At 47.1% G+C, this 13,648-nt stretch carries 11 protein-coding genes; 4 read left to right on the top strand and 7 right to left on the bottom strand.

Annotated features, from left to right (window positions below):
* Nucleotides 1-65 precede the first annotated feature (65 nt).
* The 3 genes from BC343_RS11360 to BC343_RS11350 form a co-directional block, all read right to left on the bottom strand.
* On the bottom strand, nucleotides 66-1,874 hold the full coding sequence (locus tag BC343_RS11360; RefSeq protein ID WP_078347904.1) for a response regulator: 1,809 nt from the start codon (nucleotides 1,872-1,874) through the stop codon (nucleotides 66-68).
* Between the two features lie 103 nt (nucleotides 1,875-1,977).
* Nucleotides 1,978-4,665, bottom strand: coding sequence for a valine--tRNA ligase (locus BC343_RS11355; RefSeq protein ID WP_078347903.1), 2,688 nt, complete (start codon nucleotides 4,663-4,665; stop codon nucleotides 1,978-1,980).
* A gap of 269 nt (nucleotides 4,666-4,934) precedes the next feature.
* Nucleotides 4,935-5,363 (bottom strand): tetratricopeptide repeat protein, encoded by a 429-nt coding sequence (locus BC343_RS11350; RefSeq protein WP_143822153.1) that lies wholly within the window; start codon nucleotides 5,361-5,363, stop codon nucleotides 4,935-4,937.
* A gap of 177 nt (nucleotides 5,364-5,540) precedes the next feature.
* On the opposite strand from BC343_RS11350, the gene BC343_RS11345 reads away from it, so the two are divergent.
* Entirely contained in the window at nucleotides 5,541-6,872 is a 1,332-nt protein-coding gene (locus tag BC343_RS11345) for an MBL fold metallo-hydrolase (RefSeq protein WP_078347901.1), read from the top strand.
* A gap of 147 nt (nucleotides 6,873-7,019) precedes the next feature.
* Here BC343_RS11345 and BC343_RS11340 read toward each other — a convergent pair whose 3' ends face one another.
* The 4 genes from BC343_RS11340 to BC343_RS11325 form a co-directional block, all read right to left on the bottom strand.
* The gene (locus BC343_RS11340; RefSeq protein ID WP_078347900.1) at nucleotides 7,020-7,466 is read right to left on the bottom strand and encodes a DUF1572 family protein; all 447 of its coding nucleotides are present in this window, start codon (nucleotides 7,464-7,466) and stop codon (nucleotides 7,020-7,022) included.
* A gap of 39 nt (nucleotides 7,467-7,505) precedes the next feature.
* Nucleotides 7,506-8,336, bottom strand: a complete 831-nt coding sequence (locus BC343_RS11335; RefSeq protein ID WP_078347899.1) for an isocitrate lyase/PEP mutase family protein — start codon at nucleotides 8,334-8,336, stop codon at nucleotides 7,506-7,508.
* 127 nt (nucleotides 8,337-8,463) lie between these two features.
* Nucleotides 8,464-8,871 (bottom strand): endonuclease domain-containing protein, encoded by a 408-nt coding sequence (locus tag BC343_RS11330; RefSeq protein ID WP_078347898.1) that lies wholly within the window; start codon nucleotides 8,869-8,871, stop codon nucleotides 8,464-8,466.
* 243 nt (nucleotides 8,872-9,114) lie between these two features.
* The gene (locus BC343_RS11325; RefSeq protein WP_078347897.1) at nucleotides 9,115-10,656 is read right to left on the bottom strand and encodes an acyl-CoA carboxylase subunit beta; all 1,542 of its coding nucleotides are present in this window, start codon (nucleotides 10,654-10,656) and stop codon (nucleotides 9,115-9,117) included.
* Between the two features lie 98 nt (nucleotides 10,657-10,754).
* Between BC343_RS11325 and BC343_RS11320 the strand changes: the two genes are divergently transcribed.
* The 3 genes from BC343_RS11320 (at nucleotide 10,755) to can (ending at nucleotide 13,570) form a co-directional block, all read left to right on the top strand.
* Entirely contained in the window at nucleotides 10,755-11,087 is a 333-nt protein-coding gene (locus BC343_RS11320; RefSeq protein WP_078347896.1) for a hypothetical protein, read from the top strand.
* A gap of 143 nt (nucleotides 11,088-11,230) precedes the next feature.
* On the top strand, nucleotides 11,231-12,835 hold the full coding sequence (locus BC343_RS11315; protein ID WP_078347895.1) for a SulP family inorganic anion transporter: 1,605 nt from the start codon (nucleotides 11,231-11,233) through the stop codon (nucleotides 12,833-12,835).
* A gap of 12 nt (nucleotides 12,836-12,847) precedes the next feature.
* Nucleotides 12,848-13,570 (top strand): carbonate dehydratase, encoded by a 723-nt coding sequence (gene can, locus BC343_RS11310; RefSeq protein ID WP_078347894.1) that lies wholly within the window; start codon nucleotides 12,848-12,850, stop codon nucleotides 13,568-13,570.
* The last annotated feature ends 78 nt before the right edge of the window (nucleotides 13,571-13,648 follow it).

Below are 13,648 nucleotides of genomic sequence, written 5' to 3'. Positions count from 1 at the left end.
AGCTATGCATTACGGGTTTGCAAGCTTGCGATTAGATGCTTAGTCCCTCTGCATGACAGGGCATATTACACCGTCTTCGCACCCACCAAATTCTGGATCTTCTCCATCAGGTCATCGGGTTTGAAAGGCTTGGCCACATAATCGTTCATGCCGGCGCTGGTTACCTGGTCTTTGATGTCGAACAGTGCCGAAGCCGTAAGCGCGATGATCGGGATATTGGCCTTAGCCGGATCCGGCATTTTGCGTATTTCGATGGTAGCATCAAAACCGTTCATTACCGGCATTTGAAGGTCCATCAGTATAATATCAAAATTGCCGTACTGCATAATTTCTACAGCGCGTTCGCCATTTTCGGCAATGGTGGGTACTATCTTCCATTTGCTGAAGAGTTTCTTCATCAGCATTACGTTCACCGGGTTGTCCTCGGCTATCAGTACACGTAGGCTGCTCAATGCATCGGCTTCGGCTGCAGCGGCTTCGGCAGCTATTTGTTGTTTTTGAGCAGGTGCGGTTACTGCCTCGGTAGATACCGGGAACTCCATATTGAATGAGAACTCCGACCCTTCGTTTACGACGCTATGCACATGCATTTGCAGCCCTTGTAATTCCAGCAGGCGTTTCACAATGGCCAAACCTAAACCTGTACCCCCATACTGGCGGGTAGTGGTGATAGATTCCTGCGTGAAGGGCTCAAAAATGCTCTCGAGGTTCTCTTTTTTGATGCCAATACCGGTGTCTTTTACCGAGAAGTTTACCGTAATAGTATTGTGCCTGTCCTCTATACAGGTAACACGCACAGCCACGCTTCCTACAGCTGTAAACTTAATGGCGTTACTGGTAAGGTTGAAAATGATTTGCGTAAGGCGTGTAGGGTCGCCAAATATTACTTTACGCCTCAGGGCGCTATCTATGTCGAGTTTGAACAGCAGCCCTTTTTCTTCAGCCTTGATCATTTGTCCGCCGCAGATGTTGTGCAGCAGATCTACGAGGTTGAATTTTATCTTCTCGAAAACGATTTTGCCAGATTCTATCTTGTTAAAATCTAATACGTCGTTAACAATGGCCAGCAGGTTATTCGCCGAAAATTTGAGTATCTCCAGGTTTTCGCCCTGGTCTTGCCGCGGGCTGTTCATCATCAGCAAATTGGTCATGCCGATAACGGCATTCAGCGGCGTACGTATCTCGTGCGACATAGTAGAGAGGAACTCCGATTGCACCTGCGACGATTTCTCTGCCTTCTCAATCGCTTTCTCAAATTTGATGTTCAGCGCTGCCTGCTCTTCGCTGGTATCTTTAAGTTCCTTTATGTTTTTAAGGAAGGCCGTGTAAAAGTGGCTCTGGATAAAAATAATGAGGATAAAATTGGCGAACACCCCAATGATGATGGTGGCTTCGTCAACGCGCTCGGGCTTGAAGCTGATGTAATAGTTATGATCGTAAACCATTACTAAAAACAGCAGCACGGGCAGCAAGTTAAGCAGCGAGTAGAACATGCCCCAGTTTACCCCGAGCATGTAAAAGCTGAAAACAACTACCAGGATGATGATTTGGATGACGATGATATTCACGTCCTGCATCACCACAAACACGGTAGACAGGTTCACCAACGTGCCCAGTGCCAGCAATATGTGCGATATTTGCAGCCACTGTGGTTTATAAGTAAGATACTTAAATAAACCCGCAACGCAAACCATCAGAATGCCCGACGTAGCCGAAAGTAAAGGCAAACCTTGCAGGTAAACACTTAGGAACAAAGCCCCAAGTGCTACAAATACCAACAGGAAACCATAATAAAGTAAACGAATGCGCGCCTGGTCGAGTATCGACTGGTCCTTGGAAAGTATCTTATAAATTGAGAAGTTGAAAAAATCCACTTTAATACTTCGCGCCGTTAAATTATTAAAATCAGAAAAAATATGGCGTTCAATATACGCAATAAATTACGCATAGGTTATAAACAGCCATAAATCATTGCAATTAACAAGCCAAATTGCGCAAGGCTTCTTCCACTGTATTCAATTTCGATTCGGCATCCGCTTTCTTTTTAAGCTCATTTTCAACGATCTCGGGTTTCGCATTCGCCATAAATTTCTCGTTACCCAATTTACCGTTCACCGCGCGTAAGAAACCTTCCAGATAAGTTTTCTCTTTTTGCAGGCGTTCTGTTTCTGCAACTACGTCTATTTCAATATTTAAGGTAACATAAAACTCATCGGTGCCGGCAATAAAGCTAACTGCGCCTGCAACCGCTTCATTAACAATATTAAAGTCGCTTATATTCCCCAAATGTTTAATTATGGGTTGATATTTAATATAGTCGACGCCCGAGTTTGCTTTAACAGCAAGCGGCAGGGCCTCTTTTGGCGATAATTGTTTACTGTTACGAATATTTCTTACCTGCGCAACTACCTGCTGGGCAATTTCAATTTCGGCAATTAACTGCGTGCTAATTTCCCCAATTTGGGGCAATTGTGCCACAATTACGCAATCGAGGGCTTCGCGTTCCCCAAATAGCTCATCATGCCACAGCTCCTCGGTCAGGAAAGGCATAAATGGGTGCAGTGCCTTCAGTATGTTTTGGAAGAAACCTATGGTAGCTGCGTAAGTTTCGGCATCTATGCTTTGCTTTTCGGCACCGGCCTGGTAAACAGGTTTCACCATTTCGAGGTACCAGGCGCAGAAATCGTCCCAAACCAGTTTATAGGTGGCCATTAAGGCTTCCGATAGGCGGTATTGTTTGAAGTCTTCCTCTATCTGGGCCATGGCCTGGTTAAAGCGGCTATCGAACCACTCAATGGCTATTTTGTTATTATTGGTGAGGCTGCTGTCAACCGCCCAGCCTTGAATCAGTTTAAAGGCATTCCAAATTTTGTTGGCAAAGTTGCGGCCCTGTTCGCAATAGCTTTCGTCGAACATCAAGTCGTTTCCCGCAGGCGAACACATCAGCATACCTACACGCACGCCATCGGCACCGTATTTACCCATCAGTTCTATAGGGTCGGGCGAGTTGCCCAACTGTTTCGACATTTTGCGGCCCAACTTATCACGAACGATACCGGTAAGGTACACATTGGTGAAAGGCTTCTGGTTACGCAACTCGTGGCCCGACATAATCATTCTGGCCACCCAGAAGAACAATATCTCCGGCGCGGTAACCAAATCGTTAGTAGGGTAGTAGTAGTTTATCTCGGCATTATCCGGGTTACGCACACCATCAAAAACCGATATTGGCCAAAGGCCAGATGAGAACCAGGTATCTAAAACATCTTCCTCCTGGCGCAGGTCGGCAAGGGTAAGTTGCGGATTGGTTTGTTTTGCTTCTTCTAACGCTTCCTCAATAGTTTTGGCCACAACAAATTCGCCGTTGGGCAGGTAGTACGCCGGTATGCGCTGGCCCCACCAAAGCTGGCGGCTAATGTTCCAGTCGCGCACGTTCTCCATCCAGTGGCGGTAGGTGTTTATAAATTTGTCGGGGATAAGCTTTACATCGCCTTCTAAAACATAATCCAAAGCGGGCTGCGCCATCTCCTTCATTTTGCAGAACCACTGCATGCTCAACTTAGGCTCAATAGCTGCACCTGTACGTTCGCTAACGCCAATTTGCGAAGTATAATCTTCACTTTTGGCCAGTGAGCCGGCTTCTTCCAGCAATACCGCAATTTTTTTACGGGCGGCAAAGCGGTCTTCGCCAACCAGTATCTGTGCTTTTTCGTTCAGTGTACCATCGTCATTTAAAATATCAATGATCTGCAGGTTGTGCTTTTGGCCCAGGGCGTAGTCGTTCAGATCGTGCGCCGGGGTAACCTTTAAACAGCCGGTACCAAAATCCATGGTAACGTACTCGTCTAAAATAACCGGTATCTCGCGGTTTATCAACGGGATGAACACGCTTTTGCCATGCAAGTGCAGGTAACGCTCGTCGTTAGGGTTTATACATATCGCAGCATCCGCCATAATAGTTTCGGGGCGGGTGGTAGCTATCGTGATGAAGTCTGAAGTTGCAAGTTCTGAGTCCGAAGCTGACTTTAGACTTTCGGCTTTAGACTCCGGACTCAAAGCATAGCGTATATAATAAAGCTTCTGGTTAACCTCTTTGCGGATAACTTCCTCGTCGCTAACGGCGGTTTTACCTTGCGGGTCCCAGTTGATCATGCGGACGCCGCGGTATATCAACCCCTTTTTATGCAGGCGAACAAAGTAATCGATAACGGCTTCGCTCATGTCGTCGTCCATGGTAAACTTGGTGCGTTCCCAATCGCATGAGGCGCCCAGTTTCTTCAACTGCTCCAGTATGATGCCGCCGTATTTCTCTTTCCATTCCCAGGCATATTTCAGGAACTCCTCGCGGGTGAGGTCTTTTTTATTAATGCCGCGCTCTTTCAGCATGGCCACAACTTTGGCTTCGGTAGCAATGCTGGCGTGGTCGGTACCCGGCACCCAGCAGGCGTTTTTGCCCTTCATGCGGGCGCGGCGGATGAGTACATCCTGTATGGTATTGTTAAGCATGTGCCCCATGTGCAGCACACCGGTAACGTTTGGCGGAGGAATTACAATGGTATAAGGCTCGCGCTCATCGGGCACCGAGCGGAAAAAATTGTGTTGCAACCAGTAATTGTACCACTTGTCTTCGGCTTCTTTCGGAGAATATGTTTTGGCAATAGTCATAGCCCGCAAAAATAACTATTTGCGCCAAATTGTTAAGCCTTAATACAGAATGCTCCACGCGGGGTATCACTATTAAGAATGAGTATTTATAACGCTCATTTACAATAATGTGCAACTGGCTAAGTTTATAAAGTATATCAACAGCACAGAGGTATGAAAACTATACAGGTAAACCGTTTGTGGGCAGCTATGCTAAAATTATCGCGGGTAGCGATTGTGTTGAGGTGGTTTAACAGGTAGGGCTACTATCCTAAAGTTGTCTTTTACAGTTATACGGATTCTAACATTCTCAGTGCAGTGATAGCTATTTCGTTTTCCGGGTATTGGTGCAATACATCTCTATACACATCTTTTGCTTCAGAGCCTCTATTGGTTTGAGTTAGGCAAAACCCAATATTACATAAACCCATTTCGCGGTAGGTCAGCTTAGATGCGCTGAGAAGAGTTATAAACCTATACTTATCCACCCAGGCATTTTTCGTGAAAAATGCTACGCTTTTTTTAAAGCCTCCAATTGCTGCTTCGTAATTTCCTTTCCTAAGATCGTTTATAGCTTTTCGGTGCGCTTTGGCCACTAAAGTTCGAACGGCGTAAATAATGATATAGTAAACTAAAATGGCCCAGATAATCCCGGCAATTTCATCTTCGGTATCAAATAAGTAGAATAATGTAACTAACAGCAATATCTGCGGTATCATGTAATACCAGATCCGTTGAGTGCGTAAGGTAGGTGCGGCGGCCATTTATCAATTCTGAATAATGGCAGAAAGATATAAAATATTGCACCTTTCTTTCTCATTTCTTTTTACCCCCGCCCAACATTCCCCACAACAACCATTCCCGCCGAAACGCTATCTTTGCGCCCATTATTTACTATGATAGTTAACCAGTTTTATGATAAGGGTTTGGCCCATGCTTCTTATGCCATTGTGCGTAACGGGCGTATGGTGGTGATAGACCCTGCCCGCGATCCGCAGCCTTATTACGATTTTGCCAAAATACACAGCGCCGATATTTTGGGCGTGATAGAAACCCATCCGCATGCCGATTTTGTAAGCTCGCACCTGGAGATACACCAAACTACCGGCGCAGTGATATACGCCAGCAAACTGGCGGGCGGTACCTTCCCGCACGAAACCTTCGACGATGGTGACGTGATACAACTGGACGATGTAAAACTGAAAGCTATTAATACGCCCGGTCATTCGCCCGATTCTATCTGCATTTTGCTGGAAGATGAAAAAGGTAAGGACCGCGCCATATTTACCGGCGACACTCTTTTTGCCGGCGATGTTGGCCGCCCCGACCTGCGCGAAACAGCGGGTAACATCACCGCAAAAAAAGAAGAACTTGCCCATGCTATGTACCGCAGCACCCGCGAAAAACTGATGGTGCTGCCCGCCGATGTTACGGTTTACCCAGCCCATGGCCCCGGTTCGCTTTGCGGCAAAAGCATGAGCCCCGATCTGCAAACTACCATTGGTAAAGAACTGCGCGATAACTACGCCCTGCAACTTATGGACGAACTGAAATTCGTACAAACCCTGCTTGCCGACCAGCCCTTCATGCCCAAATACTTCGGCTACGATGTAGAGCTGAACAAAACAGGCGCTCCCGGCTTTGCCGAAAGTATTAACAGCGTGCCGAGAGCAGCTAACGATATCGAATTAGAAAAAGGCATATTGGTAATTGATACCCGCCCAAGCGATAAATACCGCAAAGGGCATGTTAAAAACAGCATTAACTTGCAGGACGGCGAGAAATTCGAGACCTGGTTAGGCTCTGTTGTTGGCCCCGACGAGGCGTTTTATTTAATTGCCGATACAGATGATGCGTTAGATGTAATGATTCGCAAAGCTGCCAAAATAGGTTACGAGAAAAACATTAAAGCAGCGCTGCATACTCCTGAAAGCGCGACCGTAAAGTCGCCGGCTATTAACGTAGAAGAATTTAAAAGCCGCACTGCTGATTACACCATTATAGATGCCCGCAACTGGGCTGAGATAAATGCCGGTAAAATATTCACTGAGGCCTTAACCATTCCGTTGCCCGAACTGCGCGAGCGAGTAGGGGAGATCCCGACGGATAAACCCATTGTGGTGCATTGCGCAGCCGGTTACCGTTCGGCTGCTGCCGCCGGTATTATTGCTGCTAAGATAAAAGCAGTACCGGTTTATGATTTGAGCGACGCGGTGAAGGAGTTTTAGCCGGGAGTTCATGGTTTATAGAAGATGGTTCATGGCAGCAGAACCTTCATCGCCGTCGACTAAAGATCGACTGCAATGAAGGTGGTGTACTGACAACCTTGCTCGCACTTCATTGCCGTTGATTTCCGGTTACCCGACTACAGATATCTAACTATCCAACAACCGCCTATGATAATTTACCTGCCCTAAATGGTAGCTAAGGTGCATGGCCAGGTGGGTGAGGAAGTATTCGGTGGTTATAGTTTCATCGTTTATTACCTGCGGGTAATCTGAAGCCAGTTGGTCTTCGGTGAGTATGCTTAATGCAGCATCAACTATCTCAATGGTGCTATCGATATTATCCAGTATTTCCTGCCTCGGGACATTCTTCAAAGAAAACTCTTCGGGGCGGTTGCGTATGTAGCCGGTTTTGCCAAATTCGGCACCGATGTACGTGTTAAGGTTTCCTATTAAATGCAATGAAAGGTTACCGGCAGAGTTAAGGATATTCTTGTCTATAAGCCAGATGTTTGCCTCGTTGCTGTATAATTCCAGTTCTTGTTTCAGTTTGCCAAGGTCGCGGCGGAAGAGTTTTCTTAATGTATTGGTAAGCATAGCTTTTCTTTTGAATGGATCCTGATCAACAACCCGGGGTTATCTTAATAGTTTGTTTACCTCCCCGTAAGGGATTATCCCGTTAGCAAAATCGAAAGTGCCTTTATCTTTTATTTCGGTGGCGGCATTTATAAAAGCACCGTAAGCGGCTCGCGCTAATGATGAACCCAAACTCACTCGTTTCACGCCCAGGTCTTCCAGTTGGCTTAACGAAAAACTTGTCCCCGATAAACCCATCACTACATTAACCGGTTTGGGTGCCACGGCTTTTACCACTAAGGCAATCTCTTCCGCTGTTTTTAATCCGGGTGCAAATAGCACGTCTGCCCCGGCTTCGGCGTAAGCTTCGAGCCGTTTGATGGTATCTTTCAGGTCGATAACGCCATGGATGAGGTTTTCGGCGCGTGCAGTAAGCATAAAAGGGAAATCTAAACTTCGCGCAGCTTCAACCGCGGCTTTAATGCGTTCCACCGCTAACTCGAACGGATATATGGGCGAATCGGCTTTACCGGTGGCATCTTCAATGGAGCCACCCACAACACCCGAGTTTGCAGCAAGCAGGATAGCTGCAGCGCAGCCTTCGGGCGTATCGCTGTAGCCGTTCTCCAGATCGGCAGCTACGGGCAGGGGCACCGCGGCGCTAATGGCTTCGCTGTTTGCCAAAGCTTCTGTTAGAGTAACAACGCCCTCTCCATCCGGTTTGGCTAAGGAATAAGCAAGCCCCGCACTGGTAGTGGCCAAGGCCTCAAAACCTAAGCTCGCCAGCATGCGCGCCGAGCCTGCATCCCACGGGTTGGGTATAGCAAATATGCCGCTGCGCTGATGCAGGGCTTTAAAGGTAAGGGCTTTTTGGTGTTGGATTGATGTCATAACGTGTTCATGATTTCAGGTACGAGGATCTATAATGATGTGCAAAAGCGGCGGCCCGTGCGATTCCCTCCCTTGGGAGGGTGCAGGGAGGGGTTTAGCCACAAGAACTAACCACCATGCATAAGTTCTACAGGGAAGTTTTCGGTAATTTGATGCCCGGATTCTTTCGTATGACCTCAACCACAGCTCCTTCAATACTACGTATAACATTTTGCAAATCGTATTTCACTTCTGCTTCAGTAAACCTAATAAACGTTATCCCAAAGCTTTCTAACTTTCGTTGTCGTACTTCGTCTTTTTCAAAAGCTTCCTCCCCGTGGTGTGACATGCCATCTATCTCTATCGCCAGCATTAACTCTTTGCAATAAAAATCTACAATGTAGTTATCAATGCAGCACTGTCGGTCGAAGTCCAGTCCCCAAAGTTTATCTTCTTTTAATTCGTTCCAGAGCAATATCTCGCCGAAGGTCATGTTTTTACGGAGCTTTCTTGCTAATGGCTTCAGGTTGGAATTATATGGGATGATCTTGATCATTTCTTTATTAAAAAACACTGTAACCCCTCCCTACACCCTCCCAGGGGAGGGAATCGCGCTTGCCGCCGCCTCTTTTTACATTCGTCATTTACAGTCAGTATCAACCCCTTCCTACACCCTCTCAAGGGAGGGAATCGCGCTTGCCCTCTGCTTTTTTGTATTCGTCATTTAAAGTCAGTATCAACCCCTCCCTACACCCTCCCGGGGGAGGGGATTGCACTTGCCCTCTGCTCTTTTTGTGTTCTACAACGGAATATTCCCATGCTTCTTCCGAGGGTTATTCACTACTTTATTTTCCAGCATTTTAAAGGCGTGGATAAGTTTGGTGCGGGTTTCTGATGGCTCTATCACTTCATCAATAAAACCACGCTCGGCGGCGCGGTAAGGGTTAGCGAATATGTCGGCGTATTGCTGCTCTTTTTCGCGCCATTTGGCTTCCGGGTCATCGGCTTGGGTAATTTCGCGTTTAAAGATGATCTCGGCAGCGCCTTTGGCACCCATTACGGCTATCTCGGCAGATGGCCAGGCGTAGTTCATGTCGGCACCTATGTGTTTGGAGTTCATTACATCGTATGCTCCACCGTAAGCTTTACGGGTAATTACGGTAATGCGCGGTACAGTTGCTTCGCAAAAGGCGTAAAGCAGTTTTGCCCCGTTGGTAATAATAGCGTTCCACTCCTGGTCGGTACCCGGTAAAAAGCCGGGAACGTCCTCAAATACAAGTAAGGGGATATTAAAGCTATCGCAAAAACGAACGAAGCGGGCACCTTTTACGGAGGAATGATTATCCAGTACGCCTGCTAAAAATGCAGGCTGATTAGCCACTACGCCAATGCTGCGACCGGCAAGGCGCGCAAAGCCCACCACAATGTTTTCGGCAAAATCTTTATGCACTTCTAAAAAGCTGCCTGCATCTATCACTTCTTCTATCACCTCGCGTATATCATAAGGTTGCGAAGCATTTTCGGGCATAATATCGGTTAGTGCAGGGCGGCTTTCATCCCCCGGTTGGTAGGGCAGGGAAGGGGCGCGTTCTTCGCAGTTTTGGGGCATGTAGCTCAATAGCTTTTTTACATGCTGCAGGGCATCTATCTCGTTGGCGCAGGCAAAATGCGTAACGCCGCTTTTAGTGGCGTGAGTATGCGCGCCGCCCAGTTCTTCCGAGCTTACCACTTCATGCGTAACGGTTTTTACAACGTTGGGGCCGGTTACAAACATATAGCTGGTGTGCTCCACCATCAGTATAAAATCGGTGATGGCAGGCGAGTATACGGCACCGCCGGCGCAAGGCCCCATAATGGCCGATAGTTGCGGTACTACGCCGCTGGCCATGGTGTTGCGGTAAAATATATCGGCATAGCCGCCCAGCGATACTACACCCTCCTGTATACGCGCACCGCCCGAATCGTTAAGCCCGATAACGGGGGCGCCGTTCTTGAGGGCCATCTCCATTATCTTGCATATCTTTTCGGCATGTGTTTCGGAAAGCGAGCCACCGAAAACCGTAAAATCCTGCGAGAAAACGTACACGGTGCGCCCGGCTATAGTGCCATAACCGGTAACCACGCCATCGCCGGGGTATTTTTCTTTCTCCATTCCGAAATCGGTAGAGCGGTGGGCCACCAGCATGCCTATCTCCTGAAAACTGCCTTCATCAAGCAGAAAATGGAGGCGCTCGCGTGCTGTGAGTTTGCCTTTTTTGTGTTGTGCTTCTATACGGGTGCGGCCGCCCCCTTCAAGCGCCAGTTGGCGCTTTTGCTGTAGTAATTCTAACTTTTTGTCCACTATTAGCCTGTTAGGTATGGCGCTAAAATTAGCAATTAAATCCAAAGAAAATGTTTCAGCTATTTTTGCATTTGAAGTTTTTGTTATATTTGCTGAGCATGAAAAAGAGGAATCTTAAACTTCCTGTAGTGGTATTGTTCATCAGCATTTTTGTTGCAAAAATGGCTATGAGTATTGCCCCTGCGTTTTTATGCCTCGACAATAAGGCCGTTAATGCGGTGATCATGCAGCTGGAACACGAATCGAAAACCGAGAAAGAGGATCCTGAAAAGGATGCCTTTAAAGAGAAAAAGGTTTTTGATGAAACCGAACTGCATTTTACTGTTTACCGTACCTTTGTTGCCGAAACTAACGTGCTGCATAACCAGGAGCACGCCCTGTACGCCGAAATTTACCACCCGGTAGTACCCACCCCTCCACCCAACGCATAATTCTACTTTGCCGGTTTGTGCGAGCAAGCCGGGCAACCTGCCGTATATAATAATTGTATGCGGTTGAAACAGCATGTTTTGCCTGCGTTCGTTTCGCGGCTTTTCATTGGCTGAAGTCCCCACACCCTTTTAATTAATTTATTATGCAAATCGATCAAGTAAGCACTGCTGATGGCGGGCTTAACCTGAAAAAATATTTCCTTTCTAAAAATTTAAAGAAAGATTTGCCCGCCAGTTTGGTTGTGTTTTTGGTAGCACTTCCGCTGTGTTTGGGCATTGCGCTGGCATCGGGCGCGCCGCTGTTTGCCGGGTTATTAACCGGTATAGTTGGCGGTATAGTAGTAGGTACTTTAAGCGGTTCGCAACTAAGTGTTGCCGGGCCTGCTGCGGGCTTAACCGTTATTGTACTCAACTCTATTAACAAAACAGGCGGGTACGAAAACTTTATACTTGCCGTAGTAATAGCCGGTGTGTTGCAAATGCTATTGGGCCTTATAAAGGCGGGTACCATTGCTAACTATTTCCCATCGCCGGTTATTGAGGGGATGCTTGCCGCAATAGGTATCATCCTTATTATGAAGCAGCTTCCGCACGCTGTTGGCTATGATGCCGACTACGAGGGCGATGAAGGTTTTGACGAGCCGGCCGACGGCAACAACACCTTCAGTGCTATTATGAGCGCCATGCGGAAGATAAATTACGGTGCGGTAATTATTGCGCTGGTATCGTTGGCTATTATGATTTATTGGCCAAAAATTAAAAAAGTAGCCCTGGTGCCTGCGCCGCTGTTAGTGGTAATTGCAGGCGTTATACTGGGTTTGGCATTCTCGGGCACGGGCTTTGCATTACAACAGAAACAACTGGTGAGCATACCATTGGTAAACAGTAGTTCCGAGTTTTTCGGGCTATTTAAAAGCCCCAATTTTGCCGCCATTACACATAAAGAAGTTTGGGTTACAGCCTTTACTATAGCCATTGTAGCGAGTTTAGAAACGCTGCTGAGTTTGGAAGCGGTTGACAAAATTGACCCTATTAAAAGAATATCACCGACGAACCGCGAGCTACTTGCTCAGGGGGCTGGCAATTTAGTGAGCGGTTTGCTTGGTGGTTTACCCATGACGGCCGTTATCGTGCGCTCGTCGGCTAACGTAAATGCAGGCGCCCGCACAAAAGTGAGTGCCATTACGCACGGGCTGATGCTGCTGCTATCGTTGCTGTTCATCCCGTCATTAATTAACATGATCCCCCTTTCTTGTCTCGCTGCCATCCTGCTCCTGACGGGCTATAAACTGGCGCGGATAAGCCTCTTTAAACACATGTGGCACAAAGGGCTCGATCAATTCATCCCCTTCGTGGTAACAATTGTGGCCGTGGTATTTACTGATTTGCTTATTGGTGTAGGCATAGGCATGCTGGTGGGTATATTTTATATACTGCGTACCAACATGCGCAACCCATACTTTTACCAGATAACTACCAAAGGCGATAAGAAAACCATTACCCTGAAGCTTGCCGAAGAAGTATCGTTCCTGAACAAGGCGGCTATACAGGTAACACTTACTAACCTGCCTAAAGGCAGCGATGTAATTATTGATGGCTCCAACTCGCGGTTTATTGATACCGATGTGCTGGAGATCATCCAGAATTACCGCCACAACGCCTACACCAAGGGTATAGTAGTGCAGCTTATCGACATTAAGGACAAGTATGAAGTACCGCCCTTGAAAGAGTTAGTATTTAAGTTTTAAAAACCTATTACCATGAGCAATACAGAAAAGAACAATGGCCAGGGCAAAGCTGCCGAAGCCAACCAAATATCGCTCGCCCAAAAGGCCAGCTACGATAAACTGATAGCCAACAACGCCCAATGGGTAGAAAAACGCATCAGCGAAGACCCTGATTATTTCATCAACCTTGCCAAAGGCCAAAGCCCCGAAGTGTTGTGGATAGGCTGCTCAGACAGCCGCGTGCCTGCCAACGAGGTAACCGGCACTAAACCCGGTGAAGTGTTTGTACACCGCAACATTGCCAACGTGTGCAACCATACCGATATGAACATGTTGAGCGTGTTGGATTATGCCGTAAACGTATTAAAAGTAAAACACGTAATTGTTGCCGGCCACTACGGTTGCGGCGGTGTTGCCGCTGCGTTGAGCAACAAGCAGTTCGGTATTATTGATAACTGGCTGCGCCATATTAAAGACGTTTACCGTTTACATGCCCACGAACTTGACCGTATTACCGATGAGAAACAAAAAGTAAATCGCCTGGTAGAGCTTAACGTTACCGAGCAGGTGTATAACCTATGCAAAACATCCATCATACAAAATGCGTGGATGCATCGCCACGATCTGGAGGTACATGGCTGGGTGATAGACTTGGGCAGCGGCCTTGTAAAAGACTTAAAAGTAACCAGCAGCAGCCCGCATAACCTGGGCTATGTATATGAATTTGAAAATGCCGAAGCAGTAGCTGTGCATTAATAAAGAGACCTTTTGAGGTGCGAGTTTAAATTAGCCCCGGTTTGCAGGAATGTGGATCGGGGTTTTTTGTGTGGGGAG

It is taken from the genome of Mucilaginibacter pedocola (assembly GCF_002013915.1).
Taxonomy (GTDB): domain Bacteria; phylum Bacteroidota; class Bacteroidia; order Sphingobacteriales; family Sphingobacteriaceae; genus Mucilaginibacter; species Mucilaginibacter pedocola.
The sequence above is the reverse complement of the archived record's forward strand: the minus strand, read 5'-3'. Positions and strand labels throughout refer to the sequence as shown.